Source organism: Vibrio sp. CCB-PB317 (assembly GCF_022808245.1).
GTDB classification, from domain to species: Bacteria; Pseudomonadota; Gammaproteobacteria; order Enterobacterales; family Vibrionaceae; genus Vibrio; species Vibrio diabolicus.
In genome coordinates, this window is record NZ_JALGNU010000004.1 from 74,423 (window position 1) to 92,271 (window position 17,849).

General features: G+C 46.5%; 16 protein-coding genes. 7 read left to right on the plus strand and 9 right to left on the minus strand.

Annotated features, from left to right (window positions below; genetic code table 11):
* The 4 genes from MTR11_RS22560 to aspA form a co-directional block, all read right to left on the minus strand.
* Positions 1-630: a response regulator gene (locus MTR11_RS22560; protein ID WP_005397542.1), complete on the minus strand. Its 630-nt coding sequence runs from the start codon at positions 628-630 to the stop codon at positions 1-3.
* Between the two features lie 194 nt (positions 631-824).
* Positions 825-2,636: a protein-disulfide reductase DsbD gene (locus MTR11_RS22565; RefSeq protein ID WP_243328446.1), complete on the minus strand. Its 1,812-nt coding sequence runs from the start codon at positions 2,634-2,636 to the stop codon at positions 825-827.
* Between the two features lie 161 nt (positions 2,637-2,797).
* Positions 2,798-4,105 carry an anaerobic C4-dicarboxylate transporter gene (locus MTR11_RS22570; protein ID WP_005382378.1) on the minus strand — a complete coding sequence of 436 codons (1,308 nt, stop codon included), beginning with the start codon at positions 4,103-4,105 and terminating at the stop codon, positions 2,798-2,800.
* 175 nt (positions 4,106-4,280) lie between these two features.
* Positions 4,281-5,732, minus strand: a complete 1,452-nt coding sequence (gene aspA / locus MTR11_RS22575) for an aspartate ammonia-lyase (protein WP_005397540.1) — start codon at positions 5,730-5,732, stop codon at positions 4,281-4,283.
* Positions 5,733-6,162: 430 nt separating this feature from the next.
* Here aspA and MTR11_RS22580 point away from each other — a divergent pair, with 430 nt between their 5' ends.
* Positions 6,163-6,681, plus strand: a complete 519-nt coding sequence (locus MTR11_RS22580; protein ID WP_243328447.1) for an FxsA family protein — start codon at positions 6,163-6,165, stop codon at positions 6,679-6,681.
* 70 nt (positions 6,682-6,751) lie between these two features.
* Here the strand turns inward: MTR11_RS22580 and trmL are convergent, their stop codons facing one another.
* The 4 genes from trmL to MTR11_RS22600 form a co-directional block, all read right to left on the minus strand.
* Positions 6,752-7,231 (minus strand): tRNA (uridine(34)/cytosine(34)/5-carboxymethylaminomethyluridine(34)-2'-O)-methyltransferase TrmL, encoded by a 480-nt coding sequence (gene trmL / locus MTR11_RS22585; protein WP_005382381.1) that lies wholly within the window; start codon positions 7,229-7,231, stop codon positions 6,752-6,754.
* 136 nt (positions 7,232-7,367) lie between these two features.
* Complete coding sequence (locus tag MTR11_RS22590; protein ID WP_005397537.1) at positions 7,368-7,976, minus strand: superoxide dismutase; 609 nt, start codon at positions 7,974-7,976, stop codon at positions 7,368-7,370.
* Positions 7,977-8,152: 176 nt separating this feature from the next.
* A complete protein-coding gene (cpxA, locus tag MTR11_RS22595) occupies positions 8,153-9,547 on the minus strand; it encodes an envelope stress sensor histidine kinase CpxA (RefSeq protein ID WP_243328448.1) in 1,395 nt (464 codons plus the stop codon).
* Positions 9,547-10,236 (minus strand): response regulator, encoded by a 690-nt coding sequence (locus MTR11_RS22600; protein ID WP_005397534.1) that lies wholly within the window; start codon positions 10,234-10,236, stop codon positions 9,547-9,549. Before MTR11_RS22600 ends, cpxA begins: the two co-directional genes overlap by 1 nt.
* A gap of 190 nt (positions 10,237-10,426) precedes the next feature.
* Between MTR11_RS22600 and MTR11_RS22605 the strand changes: the two genes are divergently transcribed.
* The 3 genes from MTR11_RS22605 to pfkA all read left to right on the plus strand — a co-directional run bounded on the left by MTR11_RS22605 (position 10,427) and on the right by pfkA (position 13,207).
* Positions 10,427-10,939 carry a CpxP family protein gene (locus MTR11_RS22605; RefSeq protein ID WP_005397532.1) on the plus strand — a complete coding sequence of 171 codons (513 nt, stop codon included), beginning with the start codon at positions 10,427-10,429 and terminating at the stop codon, positions 10,937-10,939.
* A gap of 112 nt (positions 10,940-11,051) precedes the next feature.
* On the plus strand, positions 11,052-11,960 hold the full coding sequence (fieF, locus tag MTR11_RS22610) for a CDF family cation-efflux transporter FieF (RefSeq protein WP_005397530.1): 909 nt from the start codon (positions 11,052-11,054) through the stop codon (positions 11,958-11,960).
* 284 nt (positions 11,961-12,244) lie between these two features.
* Positions 12,245-13,207, plus strand: coding sequence for a 6-phosphofructokinase (gene pfkA / locus MTR11_RS22615; RefSeq protein ID WP_048626679.1), 963 nt, complete (start codon positions 12,245-12,247; stop codon positions 13,205-13,207).
* A gap of 94 nt (positions 13,208-13,301) precedes the next feature.
* Here pfkA and MTR11_RS22620 read toward each other — a convergent pair whose 3' ends face one another.
* Positions 13,302-14,684: an MATE family efflux transporter gene (locus MTR11_RS22620; protein WP_134648271.1), complete on the minus strand. Its 1,383-nt coding sequence runs from the start codon at positions 14,682-14,684 to the stop codon at positions 13,302-13,304.
* Positions 14,685-14,924: 240 nt separating this feature from the next.
* On the opposite strand from MTR11_RS22620, the gene MTR11_RS22625 reads away from it, so the two are divergent.
* From MTR11_RS22625 to MTR11_RS22635, 3 genes are all read left to right on the plus strand, one after another.
* On the plus strand, positions 14,925-15,215 hold the full coding sequence (locus MTR11_RS22625; RefSeq protein ID WP_005381516.1) for a co-chaperone GroES: 291 nt from the start codon (positions 14,925-14,927) through the stop codon (positions 15,213-15,215).
* Between the two features lie 77 nt (positions 15,216-15,292).
* On the plus strand, positions 15,293-16,939 hold the full coding sequence (gene groL / locus MTR11_RS22630; RefSeq protein ID WP_005381509.1) for a chaperonin GroEL: 1,647 nt from the start codon (positions 15,293-15,295) through the stop codon (positions 16,937-16,939).
* 316 nt (positions 16,940-17,255) lie between these two features.
* Positions 17,256-17,819 carry a VC2662 family protein gene (locus MTR11_RS22635; RefSeq protein ID WP_005395435.1) on the plus strand — a complete coding sequence of 188 codons (564 nt, stop codon included), beginning with the start codon at positions 17,256-17,258 and terminating at the stop codon, positions 17,817-17,819.
* The last annotated feature ends 30 nt before the right edge of the window (positions 17,820-17,849 follow it).

Below are 17,849 nucleotides of genomic sequence, written 5' to 3' on the forward strand. Positions count from 1 at the left end.
CTAGTCGTTCATCTCCGTTAGCATGATGACGGCTTGTGTGCGGTTTTTTACGCCGAGCTTGCGGAAAATCGCCGTCATATGCGCTTTGATGGTGGCTTCTGAAACATTCAATTCGTAGGCGATTTGTTTGTTCAGTAAGCCATCTGACAACATCCCCAACACCTTATATTGCTGGGGCGTTAGCGCGGCAATCTTCTCCGCTAAGTCATTACATGCCGCGTTATTGGTGATCAGCCCTTCTGGAAAATACGGGTCGCCATTGAGCACTTGATTGAGCGCATTCACTAATTCGCGCATGTCGCTCGATTTAGGAATAAAACCAAACGCACCATGGCTTTTCACTTGTGTCACGATCGCTGGCTCTTCACTAGCCGAGACGACGACGATTGGTAAGTCTGGGTGCTCTGCTCGCAAGTGAATCAAGCCAGACATACCATTTGCTCCTGGCATTTTAAGATCCAATAGCACCAAATCTGGCTCTTCTTCTCGCTCTAACAAAGCCAGCAGTGCGTCGAGTGAGTCCGCTTCAAGCAAATTTGCCCCACTGATTGCCATGTGGATAGATTGAAACAAGGCATTACGGAAGAGTGGGTGATCATCTGCAATGATGATGGTGTAGGTCGAATCCATGACGTTAAACACTTTTGACTATTTCGTTAAATTTATTATTGTCCAGCTTTGAGAGAGTGGACAATATTTATTCGCTAAAAGTCTGAACCAAATCGACTTTTATTAGGAAAATTGCATATAAGCGCAATTTTCTCATTCAAATCTGGGTAATAAAAAACGCCAGTGGTCATCACTGGCGTTTGAATATCTGATGATCAGAATTGTTGGATGTGCTCTAAGAAAGGCTCGGCTTGCATAAAACCGGTTAAACGCGCGTTTGAAACGTGTTCGCCATTCGCATCCCAGAACTCGATGGTTGGCAAGCCAAGTACGTTCATGTGTTTGAGTAACTCAATATCTTGCACTTGGTTCTTGGTTACATCAGCTTGCAGAAGAACAAAGTCTTTTAGCTTGGCTTCGACGCTTGGATCATGGAAGGTGTACTTCTCAAACTCTTTACACGCCACACACCAATCGGCGTAGAAGTCGAGCATCACAGGTTTGCCAGCTGCTTTGGCTAGCGCTAGTTGTTCTTCCAACTCTGCAACATTGGCAATGCGTGTAAAGCTTACGGAAGTTTGTTGAGCTTGCGTTGCGTTATTACCAAACCAGTAATTTAATACTGGCTGTGCTGACGCGAGCAAACCCAATACGGCGATGATGCCAACGGCGCTTTGTTTCCAGCCACCAAACTCCAAGCTGTTTTTCACATGATACAGCCAACCAAAGGCAGCGATGCCCAGTGTTGACCACAGAATTGTTGACCACATTTCTGGCATGATGCGTTCCAACAAGAAGATAGGCGCAGCAAGCAGAATAAAGCCGAACAGCGTTTTCACGCGGTCCATCCAACCGCCGGCTTTTGGTAGCAACTTGTTGCCAAATACCGCCACAAGGATCAACGGAATCCCCATGCCCATCGCCAGCGCGTAAAGGGCGACCCCACCAGTGAGTAAGTCGCCACTTTGTGCGACGTAAAGCAGCGCACCAGAGAGTGGGGCGGTAGTACACGGAGAACAAACCAAGCCAGATATTGCCCCCATTGCAAACACGCCAGCACTGCTACCACCTTGCTGCTTGTTACTTAAGTTATTCAGCCACGTTTGCACGCTGCTTGGTAACTGCAATGAGTACAGACCAAACATCGACATAGCTAATGCGATGAACAGTACACTTAAACCAATCAGCACATAAGGGTGTTGCATCGCCGCTTGGAACTGCATGCCCGCAGACGCCACCACAAGGCCGAGCAGCGTGTAAGTTAGCGCCATGCCTTGTACGTAAACAAAGGACAAACCAAGCGCACGACGTTGGCTCAGTTTGCCACTGCCAAGCACGATGCTGGTGAGAATGGGATACATCGGCAGCACACAAGGGGTAAATGCTAGACCCACACCAAGTGCCAAAAACAACAACGGCGTCCACCACTTGTCGGCTAGATTCGCGGCTAAGCTATCTTGCTCACTGACTGGTACTGAAGTGGAGGTTGGTTTTGTTGCTGGCTGTGCTTGTTCTGTCGTCGGTGCCTTGGCAGTCGGTGCTACGGTGTCGGAATTGGATGAAGAAAACGCGCTGATTGGAATCTCACGTGTTTCTGGTGGGTAGCAGAAGCCCGCTTTCGCACAGCCTTGATATTGCACAATGACACGTGCGCCCTCTTGCCAATTACTCAGTGGGATATTGACAAATAGTGGTGTGGTATAGATATGCACATCACCAAAGAATTCATCTTGATGTGGCGTGCCGTTTTCCATTTGCAGTTCGCCCAGTGAGATGTTCTCACCAGACACAGATAAACGCTCTTGATACAGGTAATAACCATCGCGTACCTGCCAATCGAGCATCAATTTGTCGTCTTGCTGGTAGAAATTAAACGGAAATGCCTGATCGACCGGAACAAAGCTGTCGCTGCTGCTACCAAAACTGTTGTTCTGGCTATTGGTAAACTGGTCTTTGCCGAACAAGGCCAAAGACGGAGTGGAAAAGGTAATAAGCCCTAAGAGTAAAACGGAAAGTAATGCGCGCATAAAAGAGTCAATTCATCTTAGATAATTGCCGTTAGTGTAACTCAATCAGACCCGGAGGCGAGTCAATAAGTTTCATGAAAATGAAGATTTATTGAGCATAATTCAAGACGACAGGCAATAAAAAAGGGAGCCGAAGCTCCCCGAGTAAGACTCTGTTTCTACTAGATCAGTAGACCACCGAATGCGAAGCCAAGTGCTACCGCAGAAGCAATGGTTACCACACCAGGTACAAAGAATGGGTGGTTGAATACGTACTTACCGATACGCGTTGAACCCGTGTCGTCCATCTCAACCGCTGCTAGAAGCGTTGGGTAAGTTGGCAGTACGAATAGCGCACTTACTGCTGCGAAAGATGCAACGGCGGTTAGTGGTGCCACACCGATAGCAAGTGCTGCTGGCATCAGCGCAACCGTGGTTGCACCTTGCGAGTAAAGCAGCATAGACGCGAAGAATAGAACAAGCGCTAGCATCCATGGGTAGTCTGCTAGTAGTGCTCCAGCGACTTCTTTGATGCCGTCAACGTGCGCGTTAACGAACGTAGAACCTAACCATGCCACACCAAGAACACACACACACGCTGTCATACCAGAGCGGAATGTTGCTGCGGCTGGAATTTTGCCAGCGTCGATTTTACAGCTCATTACGATAGCTGCCGCGGCTGCTAGCATTACCGTCATGATAGCTTCGTTACGACCTAGAGCAGGGTTCTCGATAAGGCCAACAGAGCCAGAAATTGCTGCTGCGTAACACACTACGAATGCGATTGCGCCTAGGAAGATGAAGGTTGCTTTTTTCGCTGTTGGTAGGATTTCGCGTTTTGCTTCTGTATTTAGCTTGATTAAGCCTTTTTCTAGACGCTCTTGGTATTCAGCATCGTCTTTTAGCTCACAGCCCATGAAGTTCGCCACGAACGCACCGATCATGCACGCGATGAACGTCGTTGGGATACAGATTGCTAGTAGTGTTAGGTAGTCAACGCCAAATGGGTGCAGCATTGCCGCAAACGCTACAACAGCCGCTGAGATTGGCGAGGCAGTGATCGCGATTTGCGATGCGACAACCGCAATAGACAGAGGACGAGAAGGGCGCACACCTTGACCTTTCGCGACTTCTGCAATTACTGGCAAAGTAGAGAATGCCGTGTGGCCAGTACCCGCCATTAATGTCATTAGGTAAGTTACGATAGGCGCATAAAAGGTGATGCGCTCAGGATGCTTGCGCAAAAAGTTTTCAGCAACTTGCACCATCCAGTCTAAACCACCAGCCACTTGCATTGCTGCGATGGCCGTGATGACCGACATGATGATTAAAATTACGTCAACGGGAATGTAAGCTTGGCTTGTTGGTACGCCCAAGATCAAAGACAACGCAATGACCCCAGCACCACCGGCAAAACCAATGCCGATACCGCCGATTCTAGCCCCCAAATAGATGAAGAGCAGAACCACGAAGAGTTCGACCATGACCATATTGATACCTCTTTAGTTTTTTATTGATTCTGATTTTTTGAACACTCAGGAACAGGAGTAAATGCTCAGAGAATTAGAACCCAGTGGCCTAATGGCAATAAAAGCATATAAAAAATGTGGTTAACCGTATGAGAGCCTAAAAAAGGGGCCTGAGTGGCCCCCTTCGAATTAGTTATTACTCGTAGCGTTTCGCTTTGTAAGTTGGATGCATGAAGTTTTCTACTGACAAGATTTCATCAAGCTCTTCTGCGGTTAGCAGACCGCGCTCTAGCACAACTTCGCGAACACTCTTACCGGTTTCCGCACAAATCTTACCTACGATGTCACCTTCGTGGTGGCCGATGTATGGGTTTAGGTAAGTGACGATACCGATTGAGTTGTAAACGTAGTTTTCACAAGTCTCTTTATTGACTGTGATGCCGTCGATACATTTATCACGTAGATTCACACACGCATTGTGTAGTAGAGAGATAGACTCAAACATGCTTTGTGCGATAACTGGTTCCATTACGTTTAGCTGTAGCTGACCGCCTTCTGCTGCGAAAGAAACCGTGTTGTCGTTACCTAGAACTTTAAAGCAAACTTGGTTTACTACTTCTGGGATAACTGGGTTTACTTTTGCTGGCATGATTGAAGAACCTGCTTGCATTTCAGGTAGGTTCAACTCATTTAGACCTGCGCGAGGGCCAGAAGAAAGTAGACGAAGGTCGTTACAGATCTTCGATAGTTTCACCGCTAGACGTTTTAGTGCACTGTGCGTCATTACGTATGCGCCACAGTCAGAAGTCGCTTCGATAAGGTCTTCTGCCGCAACAACGTCAAGACCTGTTACTTCCGCTAGGTGTTTTACTGCAAGAGCTTGGTAGCCAGTCGGTGTATTTAGACCTGTACCGATTGCGGTTGCGCCTAGGTTGATTTCTAGGAGTAGTTTAGAGGTGTAATCTAGAGCACGAATCTCTTCGTTTAGTGTTACTGCCCAAGCGTGGAACTCTTGACCTACAGTCATTGGTACCGCGTCTTGTAGCTGAGTACGACCCATTTTCAGTACATCTTTAAACTCAATTGCTTTAAGTTCGAATGCGCCTTTTAGGTACTCAATTGCTTCCATTAGTTTGTGTACGCTGTTGTAAACCGCGATACGGAAACCCGTTGGGTACGCACAGTTGGTTGATTGGCTCTTGTTTACGTGGTCATTTGGGTTAACAAATTCGTATTGACCTTTCTCTTTACCCATTAGCTCAAGCGCAACGTTTGCGATCACTTCGTTCGTGTTCATGTTCACGGAAGTGCCCGCACCACCTTGGAATACGTCTGATGGGAACTGATCCATGCACTTGCCAGTTTCTAGGATCAAATCACACGCTTCGATGATGTAGTTTGCAACGTCTTTTGGAATCGCACCAAGTTCTTTGTTTGCCAACGCCGCTGCTTTTTTGGTCATTACCATGCCGCGTACAAATTCTGGTACGTCAGAGATGGTCATATTAGAGATGTTGAAGTTCTCGATTGCACGTAGCGTATGAATACCGTAGTACGCATCTGCAGGGACATGACGTTGACCTAATAGATCTTCTTCAATACGAGTGGCTGGGTTTGCTGTTTTTGGAGCATCAGATAGGGTAGCCATAGCAGGATCCTTAGATGATAATTCTGATAATAAAGTTATTTATTAGCCATTTCTGCAATCTAGAATCCATTCATCAGAATTTTTGGCTGGAAAATCCGTCCTGACTTATGTGGCACATGATACTGCACCTAGCGCATAAAAATAGTAACTAGATCACCTTTTTCGTTTTTCATGAGTCAATAATTTGCAAAGTATGAACGGGTTATTAATAACCCTTTATGGGTACTCGATTTTCCTCGACAAACATGGGTTTTTAGAGTTCGAAATTAGCACTTTAAAAGCACGAAAAAATCGGTATGCAATTGAATGAAACACTCCACTACCACTTTTTCTGCGTAGGAAGAGACCAGTATGAACACGCTTTTTTACAACGATTCGTTTGAGCTTAGTCCGCTTTTACCATTACACTGAATTAAACAAAGGAGGGCGTGTGTTTCCTATCTTATTATTGGCGTTTATTTTTGTCCCGATCATTGAAATCGGCTTATTTATTCAGGTGGGCGGCTTTTTAGGTTTATGGCCGACTATCGCATTAGTATTAATCACGGCATTTGTCGGTGCATCGTTGGTGCGCAGCCAAGGCATCCAAACTCTGATGTCGGTGCAGGGGCGTCTGGAACAAGGTGAAATTCCAGCCCAGCAAATTTTTGAAGGTGTAATGCTAGCGGTGGCTGGCGTGCTGCTGTTAACACCGGGCTTTATGACCGATGCTCTTGGTATGCTGGTGTTGCTTCCTGCGCCACGCGCCGCGATTGCCAAATACTTGATGAGTAAAATGGTGGTGAAAACCATGCATGGTGGTGGCTTCCAAGGTGGTTTCTCTAGCCAAGGGCCATTTGAGCAAGACCCGTTCCGCCGTGACCCATTTAATTCCCAGTCAGACGATGGCAATACCTTTGAAGGGGAATACGAGCGTAAAGACGATGATGATCGCAACAAGCTCAACTGATTGAGTCAGAGAGTAAAGAAAACAAAAGGGCGCACTAAGCGCCCTTTTTTGTGTTTGGAATTCGTGGTGCTTACAACGCGCCTTCAAACCCCATTTGACGCCATGCTTCAAAAGCAATGATCGCAACGGCGTTCGAAAGGTTTAGGCTGCGCGCATCTGGCATCATTGGAATGCGGATACGCTGCTCCATTGGCAAGCTATCGATGATTTCAGCAGGCAAGCCACGAGTTTCTGGACCAAACATCAATACGTCACCTGCTTGGTATTGTGCATCAACGTGGTGACCTGTGGTTTTGGTGGTGCAGGCAAACAATCGGTAGTTACCTTGTTTCTCTTTCTCTAAATATTCTAAGAATGCTTGATAGTTCTTATGACGCGTTACGCGAGCTAAATCATGGTAATCCAAACCAGCGCGGCGGACTTTCTTCTCTTCAAGATCGAAACCTAGAGGTTCAATTAAGTGAAGGTTTGCACCGCAGTTGGCACAAAGTCGAATGATGTTGCCGGTGTTCGGCGCGATTTCTGGTTCGTATAAAGCGATATCAAACATGGTATTGAAATAGAGTTGGTCAAATAGAGGGGCAGTATATACCCAAGTCAGCAAGATATGCGAGATTCAGCAAGATTGACCTGGGTATGAAAGCAGGCATTAGCGCGGACGTTAATACCGTAAGTATCGATGCTCTTTATAATAGAGCGTGAGCGTAATTTTCTTCAACCGCTCGCCAGTTGACGACGTTCCACCATGCGTCAATGTATTCTGGGCGACGGTTTTGGTAGCTGATGTAATACGCGTGCTCCCACACGTCTAATGCGAGGATTGGTTCGCCGCGTACATCCACTACGTCCATCAGAGGGTTGTCTTGATTGCTGGTGGACGTAATGTGAATCTCACCATCTTTTACGATCAACCATGCAAAGCCAGAACCAAAGGTATTAATCGCGGCTTGGGCAAACGCTTCTTTAAATTGCGCAAAGCTACCAAATTTATCGTTAATTGCCTGAGCAAGTGCGCCTTGAGGCTCACCGCCACCGTTTGGAGACATGCAATTCCAATAAATGATGTGGTTGTAGTAGCCGCCGCCATTATTACGCACTGCAGGGCTGAGCTTAGAGATATTGTCAAAGATCTCGTCTAATGACTGAGTTTCGAGCTCGCTCCCTTCAACGGCACTTACGAACTTATCGAAATAAGTCTTGTGATGTTTGCTGTAATGCACTTCCATGGTTTTCGCGTCGATGTACGGCTCTAGTGAATCGTACGGGTAAGGCAGAGCGGGAAATGTATGTGACATAGTAAATCCTCCTTAATTGGAAAATTCACTTTAATGCTAACGATAATTATTATCAACTTTGATCTTTGTAAGGGTATTCGAAGGCGTTCCCACCCAATTTCTAAAGTGAAGATGAAGCCGTGAATCTCTCACTCTAGAAATAGGGTGTGGCTTACTGTTAGCTCATCGGCTTGAAGTTAACGATTGATAGGTAAGGTGATACTCATGCGCAATCCGCCTAACGGACTTCGACTGGCGACGATCGTTCCACTGTGCTGGCGGATGGCACTTTCGGTAATGGTTAGGCCGAGACCCGTGCCGCCGGAGTGGCGATCGCGGGCCGTTGAAACGCGATAGAACGGACGAAAAATCGCGGCTAATTCTTCTTCAGGAACGCCCTCGCCATTGTCATCAACCGTGATATGCAGCGTATCATCATCGGCCTTGATGTCGATTTGCACCTCATCTTTCCCGTAATAAATGGCGTTACGAACGATGTTTTCCACCGCACTCATCAGCAGTTTAGGATTGCCGGAGATACTTCGTTTTGGCAGTTCAGAATAGTGTAGGTGCTTACCCATTTGCTCAGCTTCAAACTGCGCATCTTTAATGATCTCTTCCCACAAACTTTCCAGTGGCTGCGTTTCGCGAGTCATATGGCTGTTCGCCTGCATGCGAGACAGTTCAAGCAATTCGCTGATCATCTGTTCCAAGCGCTGCGCTTCGGTATCGATACGAGTCAGTTCTGGGCTTTCGCCTTGTTTACGCGTTGCTAATGCGCTTGCCATGCGTAGACGAGTTAAAGGTGAGCGCAGCTCGTGAGAGATATCGGATAACAGGCGTTGTTGTCCTGAAATCATTTGATTAACCGCCTCGACCATCTGGTTGAAGCTGCTGCCAGCCTGACGAAACTCTGCCGTGCCTTTTTCTAAATTTGGGTCTGTGACAAATTCGCCTTTCGCCACACGTTGAGCGGCGGCTTCAAGACGACGCGCTGGCTGACTTAGTGCCCAGGCAAGCCATAACAGCAATGGTGTACTAACCAGCATGACCGCGAGCAACAGCTGGAATGGGTGATCAAACAGACGCAAGAGTAGTGGTGGTGGCTCATTCCACTTGAAGCCCACATACATCAAGATATCGGAGCCAGCCAAAGTTATCGGGATTGGACCTGCAATCATGTATCGACCATACAGTTTCTGCTTTGGCTGGTTGTAATCTTCGATACTGGTGACAAAGTTTTGCATGGCACGTAATTGGAAATTACTGCGTTTTTCTGTCGTAAGAACATTACCGCTGTAGTCAGAAAAAAATACGCGCGGACGAGGGTAATGCTTACCGTGACGGTTACCCTCGATACGAAATAGTATTCGACCTAAATCAGTTTGCTGACTGTATTTTTGTTGGATTGCGTCACGCGTTTCTACCATACGTTTATAGTGCTCTTCTGGAATGTCGCGAGCTTTGCGAGGGTCCAAATGTGGCAGTGATAGCACGGCTATCAACACCAATAACATAGTGAACCAAAAAATGGCAAAGATGCGTCCATACAAGCTATTGATGTTTGGCAGTTTGATGCGTGATAGGCGCATTAATCCTCCTCAAGCAGCATATAGCCACGACCACGCAGGGTTTTGATTCGCGGCTTGCCATTGCTCTGATCTGGTAATTTTTTACGTAAGTTCGAAACATGCATATCGATCGCGCGATCAAAAGCAGCGAGTCGTTTACCAAGCACATCTAGGCTCAATGTTTCTTTAGTTAGCACTTGTCCTGGGTTTTGCACAAAGTGGGTCAACAGAGCAAACTCGGTTGCTGTGAGATCGAGCAACTGTTGATCGCAGTATGCTTCTTGTTTACCTGGGTAAAGACGGAGCTCTTGATACTCAATGCAATCGCTGTTTTTGGTGTTTTTCTGTGTGCTGCTGGTACGGCGTAAGATCGCACGAATACGTGCTAACAGTTCACGGTCGCTAAAAGGTTTCGGTAAATAATCATCCGCGCCTAGCTCTAAACCGATCACGCGGTCAATTTCTTCCCCTTTAGCGGTCAGCATCAAGACAGGAGTTTCCCAGTTTTCACGCAAGCGTTTAAGGGTTTCCATGCCATTTAGCTTCGGCATCATGACATCCAACAAAATCAAATCAATCTTATCATTGACCGCAGCTAAGCCTGCTTCGCCATCGTTTGCTTCGCTGACGTCAAATCCTTCGAAACTGAGTACTTCTTTTAATAAGCTGGTTAGCTCGATATCGTCATCAATTAAAAGAATGTTTGCCATGGGGGCACCTATAGTAAGTTACCGATAGCTTAATATTACATTGGAATGATGTGCTGCGAAGAGGGTAAAAATCACTCTTTACGATTCTTTACGCTCCCTATACGTCGCTTTACCTAGTGGGTCGTATTCTATACTCAAGCGCTGTGAGAACAGCTCAGAAGAATCACTCACCTGTGTAAGGAATCAAATTATGAAATCTGCAAAAAAACTTGTGTTAGCTGCTGTTGTTCTACCTCTTACTCTCGGCGCAGCAAGCGCATTCGCTTACGGTGGTAAAAACCATCATCAAGGTCCGCGTGATGAATGTGGCATGGGAATGGACCGCGGCATTATGCGTGATTTGAATTTGACGGATGCTCAAAAAGATCAGCTTAAGTCTTTCCGTGAAGCAAACCGCGCACAGATGAAAGGCAAATATTCTGAAAATCGCGAAGCTCGTATGGCTGAGCGACAAGCACACCACGCAAAAATGCAGTCACTCTTACTAGCGGATAGTTTTGATGAAGCGCAAGCGACCGCATTAGCAAAAGAAATGGTTGAACGCCAAACTGAGCACCGTGTGCAAATGCTAGAAAGAAAGCACCAAATGCTGAGCGTATTAACGCCAGAACAAAAAGCAGAGTTTGTGAAGTTGCAAAATGAACGCATGCAAGAGTGTGGCGACAGAATGCATAAGCGCATGGAAAAATACCGCAATAATTAAGTCATGAATTGATGTTATATAAAGAGGCAGCCATTGGTTGCCTCTTTTTTGATCTGGTTATTTCATGGGCATTCAATATACTCAACGTATGGTTTGAGTTAACTCTTTGATTATGAAACAGCAATATGCACGTTTAGTGACGACCGCAGCTTGGACTGCAACTATTGTGGCGACTCTTCTCTTGATTGTAAAAGTCATCACGTGGTGGGTAACCGGCTCAGTTAGCCTATTGGCATCACTGATCGACTCAATGTTGGATATCGCCGCGTCGGTGGTAAATCTCGTTGTTGTCCGTTATGCCTTACAACCAGCAGACCGCGAACATACGTTTGGGCATGGTAAAGCTGAGTCTCTAGCGGCCTTGGCTCAGGCGATGTTTATTTCGGGGTCGGCGGTGTTTTTGATCCTGAACGGGATTGACCGATTTTTCCGTCCACACGCACTACATGCGCCGGAGCTCGGTGTTTATGTATCGCTGTTTGCGATTGTGGTCACACTTGGCTTGGTGATGTTCCAAAAACATGTGGTACGCGTGACAGGGAGCCAAGCAATCGCGGCAGATTCTCTGCATTATCAGACTGATTTGTATATGAACGCTGCGATCATGGTGGCTCTGGGACTCAGCTACTTTGGCGTGACACAAGCGGATGCGGTGTTTGCGATTGGCATTGGTGTCTTCATTCTTTACAGCGCCTTCAAAATGGTCAGCGAAGCGATTCAGACGTTATTAGACCGAAAGCTGCCGGATTCCGAATTGGAGCAAATCCGCAATGAATGTTTGAATGTGAAAGGGGTTCTTGGGGTTCATCAACTGCGCACCCGTATGTCAGGACCGACACGCTTTATTCAGTTGCACTTGGAGCTAGACGATAACTTACGTTTAATCGAAGCGCACTATATTGCCGATAAAGTTGAAGAAAACCTTTTAGCTTTGTTTCCTGATGCGGATGTTTTGATCCATCAAGATCCATTGTCTGTCGTTTTTGGGCCAGAGAAAGAGCAAAAAGCGCAAGATTGGTAGGGCTCGAAAAATCCATAAGTGCCTGACGACAAACAGGCACTTATTGACTATCTTTCCATCAATACTTATTAAGATTCGTGATCCTGATGTGAATCAACAAAGTTTCATAGAGAAACTGTAATACTCTTACATAAGTAGAAAAGTTACATAAAAAAGTGCGTTTTCATTGGTAATCCTGTAGAGGAAATGTAACATAACGCACAGTTCTGGATTATGCAGGTTGCTTGGTAACAAGGGGCCTAAAAGAAAATTAAATAATTGATTGCCAAAGATCGAGGGTGAGCATGATTAAGAAGATCGGTGTTTTAACAAGTGGCGGTGACGCACCTGGTATGAACGCGGCGATACGCGGCGTAGTACGTACAGCACTATCCGAGGGATTGGAAGTATTCGGTGTGTACGACGGCTACCTAGGCCTATACGAAGGCCGCATCGAGAAGCTAGATCGTTCTAGCGTTTCAGATGTGATCAACAAAGGTGGTACGTTCCTAGGTTCTGCACGTTTCCCTGAATTCAAAGAAGTGGAAGTGCGTGAAAAAGCGATTGAGAACCTGAAAAAACATGGTATTGATGCGCTAGTCGTGATCGGTGGTGACGGTTCGTACATGGGTGCGAAGAAACTGACTGAGATGGGTTACCCATGTATCGGTCTTCCAGGCACAATCGACAACGATATCGCTGGTACTGACTACACAGTGGGCTACCTAAGTGCACTAAACACAGTTATCGATGCGATCGACCGTCTACGTGATACTTCTTCATCTCACCAACGTATTTCAATTGTAGAAATCATGGGTCGTCACTGTGGTGACCTAACTCTGATGTCTGCAATCGCGGGTGGTTGTGAGTACATCATCACTCCAGAAACTGGCCTAGACAAAGACAAGCTGATCAGCAACATCCAAGACGGCATCGCAAAAGGTAAGAAACACGCAATCATCGCGTTGACTGAGCTAATGATGGATGCCAATGAACTGGCTCGTGACATCGAAGCGGCGACAGGTCGTGAAACTCGTGCAACAGTACTTGGTCACATCCAACGTGGTGGTCGTCCAACGGCATTTGACCGCGTTCTAGCATCTCGCATGGGTAACTACGCTGTTCACCTACTGCTTGAAGGTCATGGCGGTCGCTGTGTAGGTATCGTGAAAGAGCAACTTGTTCACCACGACATCATCGACGCGATCGAAAACATGAAGCGTCCAGTACGCAACGATCTATACAAAGTTGCTGAAGAACTGTTCTAAGCAAGTTTGAAATAGATAAAGAAAAACCGCGGCTTTCCGCGGTTTTTTTGTATTTGAGTATCAGCAAAAGGAAGCTGACGCATCGGACAAAATCTTACGAAGCGCTGCTCTGTTCAATGAGCGTCAATTTACGTTCGCGCAGTGCAAACATATAGCCAAGTAGGCCACCTAACGTATTCCCCACAGCGATACCTATAAACAAGCCTTCAATACTGTAAATTTGGCTTCCGATCCATGCCGATGGCAGGGTAAACACAAACAAACGCATAAAGCTCCATTGGAATGCTCGTAATGGTTTGTGCATCGCATTCAACCCACTGATTAACATCATCACAATGCCTTGAAAACCATAACTGAACGGCACCACAAGCAGGTAATGCCACAGCAGATTTTTAACTGCTTCTTCCTGCGAGAACAATGCCGCTAGAGGAATACTCAATGGCACCATCATCAAGAAGATAAACCCTTGGAACACCACCGCAAAACGCATGCTGATAAATAAGCCGGAAAAGGCGCGTTGAGGGTTTTTCGCCCCTAAGTTTTGTGCCATGAATGGCGTGAGTGCTGAGGTCAGAGACATCAAGACTAGGATCAAAATAGACTCAATACGCTGCGCCGCACCGTAAGCCGCAACTGCTGCTGTACCGTGGTTGGATAACAGCATCATCAGAATGGCACCGGACAATGGATTCATCGCGTTCGACAGTGCGGCAGGAGTGCCGATTTTTAACGTTTGCTGCCAATCTTGTTTCAGCAAGGACCATTGGGGTTGAGCGAGCAACTTTTCGCGTTTAACTAGCACATAGAATGAGCCACATAGTGCACCTAACCAGCTAAAAGCACTGGCTATTGCCGCACCTTGGATGCCAAGCTCGGGGAATGGGCCAAGTCCGAAGATCAGTAGTGGATCGAGCATGCCGTTAATCAAGCCCGCCAACATCATGATTTTGGCGGGTGTTTTTGTATCCCCAGATGCTCGTATCGCGCTATTGCCCGCCATTGGGATCACCAACAATGGAATGGTGAGATACCACACCTGCATGTACTCTTCGATGAGTGGAATTAGGTCGTAGGCTGCGCCAAGAAAGCGGAACAGTGGGGCAATAGTGGCAAAGCCAATCGAAGAGGCGATAGCCACGAGTAACACCGCTAATAACAAACCGTGAGTGGTAAACCGAGCGGCTTGTGGGGCGTGACCTTGTCCAAGTAAGCGACCAATATTGGTCGATAGACCCATCCCTATCCCCATCGTGATGCAGTTAACCGCAAAGGTTACAGGGAAGGTATAGCTGATCGCCGCTAGCGCTTGAGTACCAAGCAACGATATAAAAAACGTGTCCACCAAGTTAAACATCAAAATCGCGATCATGCCCATGGTCATGGGGACGGTCATTTTCCGCAGCGTTTCAGGAATGGGTGCGGTCAACAAACCATGCTTATCGGTCGCTTGGGGTTCCAGCTTGTTATTTTCCTGCATGTATGACAACTATGTGGTGAGCAAACTGCAAGGATACAAGAAAGCGAGATGCTGGGCGAGTGAGCATTTCGAACGCAAACCGTTGCTTAGTTGTTCGTTATTTTAACTAAGTCACAAAAATTTTGTGCCACCCCCTTGGGATCGCTGCTTCGACCCCTTATATAGGGATCACGTGTCTGGGGCTACAGTCCCTAAGGACAATTATCAAATAAACATGGAAATTTTCAGGAGAGACGACCGATGAACATTCGTCCATTACATGACCGAGTTATCGTTGAACGTAAAGAAGTTGAATCTAAGTCTGCTGGTGGCATCGTTCTGACTGGTTCTGCTGCAGAAAAATCAACTCGCGGTGTTGTTCTAGCTGTGGGTAAAGGCCGCATCCTAGAAAACGGCACAGTACTGCCGCTGGACGTTAAAGTTGGTGATACTGTTATCTTCGCTGAAGGTTACGGTACAAAAACTGAAAAAATCGACGGTAAAGAAGTGCTTGTCATGTCTGAAAACGACATCATGGCGATCGTTGAATAATAGCAATCATTGAGTAATTTTTTGCTCAGATTCAATTACGAAATTACACACAAAGAATTTTAGAAAGGAAATCAAAGATGGCTGCTAAAGACGTTAAATTTGGTAATGACGCACGAGTTAAAATGCTAGAAGGTGTAAACGTTCTGGCTGACGCAGTAAAAGTAACACTGGGTCCTAAAGGACGTAATGTCGTTCTAGACAAATCTTTTGGTGCACCGACTATCACGAAAGATGGTGTATCAGTAGCGCGTGAAATTGAACTGGAAGATAAATTCCAGAACATGGGCGCACAAATGGTTAAAGAAGTTGCGTCTAAAGCAAACGACGCGGCAGGTGACGGTACAACAACAGCAACAGTACTAGCACAATCTATCGTAAACGAAGGTCTAAAAGCAGTCGCAGCGGGTATGAACCCAATGGACCTTAAGCGTGGTATCGACAAAGCAGTAGCAGCAGCAGTAGAGCAACTAAAAGAGCTTTCTGTTGAATGTAACGACACGAAAGCGATCGCACAGGTTGGTACTATCTCTGCAAACTCAGACGCAAGCGTAGGTAACATCATTGCTGAAGCAATGGAGCGTGTGGGCCGTGATGGCGTTATCACTGTTGAAGAAGGTCAGGCGCTACAAGATGAGCTAGACGTAGTAGAAGGTATGCAGTTCGACCGCGGTTACCTATCTCCTTACTTCATCAACAACCAAGAGTCAGGCAGTGTTGATCTAGAAAACCCATTCATCCTTCTAGTTGATAAGAAGATCTCAAACATTCGTGAACTTCTTCCAACGCTAGAAGCTGTAGCGAAAGCGTCTCGTCCACTGCTTATCATCGCAGAAGATGTAGAAGGCGAAGCGCTAGCAACATTGGTTGTCAACAACATGCGTGGCATCGTGAAAGTTGCAGCAGTGAAAGCACCTGGCTTCGGTGACCGTCGTAAAGCAATGCTACAAGACATCGCTATCCTAACTGGCGGTACTGTGATTTCTGAAGAAATCGGTCTAGAGCTTGAAAAAGTAGCACTAGAAGATCTAGGTCAAGCGAAGCGTGTTTCTATCACGAAAGAAAACACGACTATCATCGATGGTATCGGTGAAGAAGAGATGATCTCTGGCCGCGTAGCTCAAATTCGTCAACAAATCGAAGACGCAACTTCAGACTACGACAAAGAGAAACTACAAGAGCGCGTAGCGAAACTGGCTGGCGGTGTTGCAGTAATCAAAGTTGGTGCAGCAACTGAAGTTGAAATGAAAGAGAAGAAAGACCGTGTAGAAGATGCGCTAGCCGCAACTCGTGCAGCGGTTGAAGAAGGTGTTGTTGCTGGTGGTGGTGTTGCACTTATCCGCGCGGCATCTAAGATTGCTCACCTAACGGGTGACAACGAAGAGCAAAACGTTGGTATCCGCGTTGCACTACGTGCAATGGAAGCGCCAATCCGTCAAATCACGAAGAACGCAGGTGAGGAAGACTCAGTGGTTGCGAACAACGTGAAAGCGGGTGAAGGCTCTTACGGTTACAACGCGGCAACAGGCGAATACGGCGACATGCTAGAGATGGGTATTCTAGACCCAACGAAAGTAACTCGTTCTGCGCTACAGTTCGCAGCATCGGTTGCGGGTCTGATGATCACGACTGAAGCAATGGTTACTGACCTACCGCAAAAAGACGCACCAGCGATGCCTGACATGGGCGGCATGGGTGGCATGGGCGGTATGGGTGGCATGATGTAAGCCAGCTTATCTCTTTGCTCTAAGGGAATCCTTATAGCGGAAAGATAACCGACCAAACCTTTAAAAGTCGAGGCATTTGCCTCGACTTTTTTATGCGCGTTATCCGAGAAATATAGCATTCTGATGTGGCTTCGATTGTGAGAGGCGAGTTCAAGAAATGTCAGTGGAAAAACATGAAAATAGAAGCGATAAAATTTTTTCTTTTGAGTCAGATGGTTAAATCTGACCTACCGCTAACACTTTTTGAACGTGGATAGCGCAAAATCTGAACATTACACTATGTTGTAAATTGTTGCTTCCCATCATGGAGATGAAAATGAAAAAGCTTATGACGTCATTGGCGGTTGCAGCCGCTATCGCATCACCAGTTGCTCTTGCTGACAGTACACCTGTGATGTTCTCTACTATCGACAACACAAACGCACCTTCTAATTCGTCAGTTGGTGGTGTTCGTTTAGCTGTGTTGCATGGACAGGTGAATGAGGTTAAAGGTGTCGACTTTTCACTGCTTGGTATGTCAGAAACGGATCGTACGACAGGTGTGAACTTCGGTTTGTTTTTTGGTGCAGCAAAGGTAAACCAAGAAATGAAAGGTGCGTCTTTAGGCTTAGTTAACTGGAACCAAGGTCAGACGACGGGTGTTAACTTGGGTGCTGTCAACATTACGAACAATGTAAAAGGCTTGAACTGGAGCGCGGTGAACTATTCTGAAGGCTACACCATGGCGGATGTGGGCTTAGCGAGTATCTCTAAAAAGTCTAACTTCCAGTTTGGCTTCTTCAACATGACCGATCAAATTGATGGCGTACAAATTGGTCTTTTGAACTGTGCGGATAACGGTTTCTTCAAGTGTTTCCCACTCATCAACTTCGCTAAATAATCCCTGAGCAAGTCAGAATCTTTAGATACC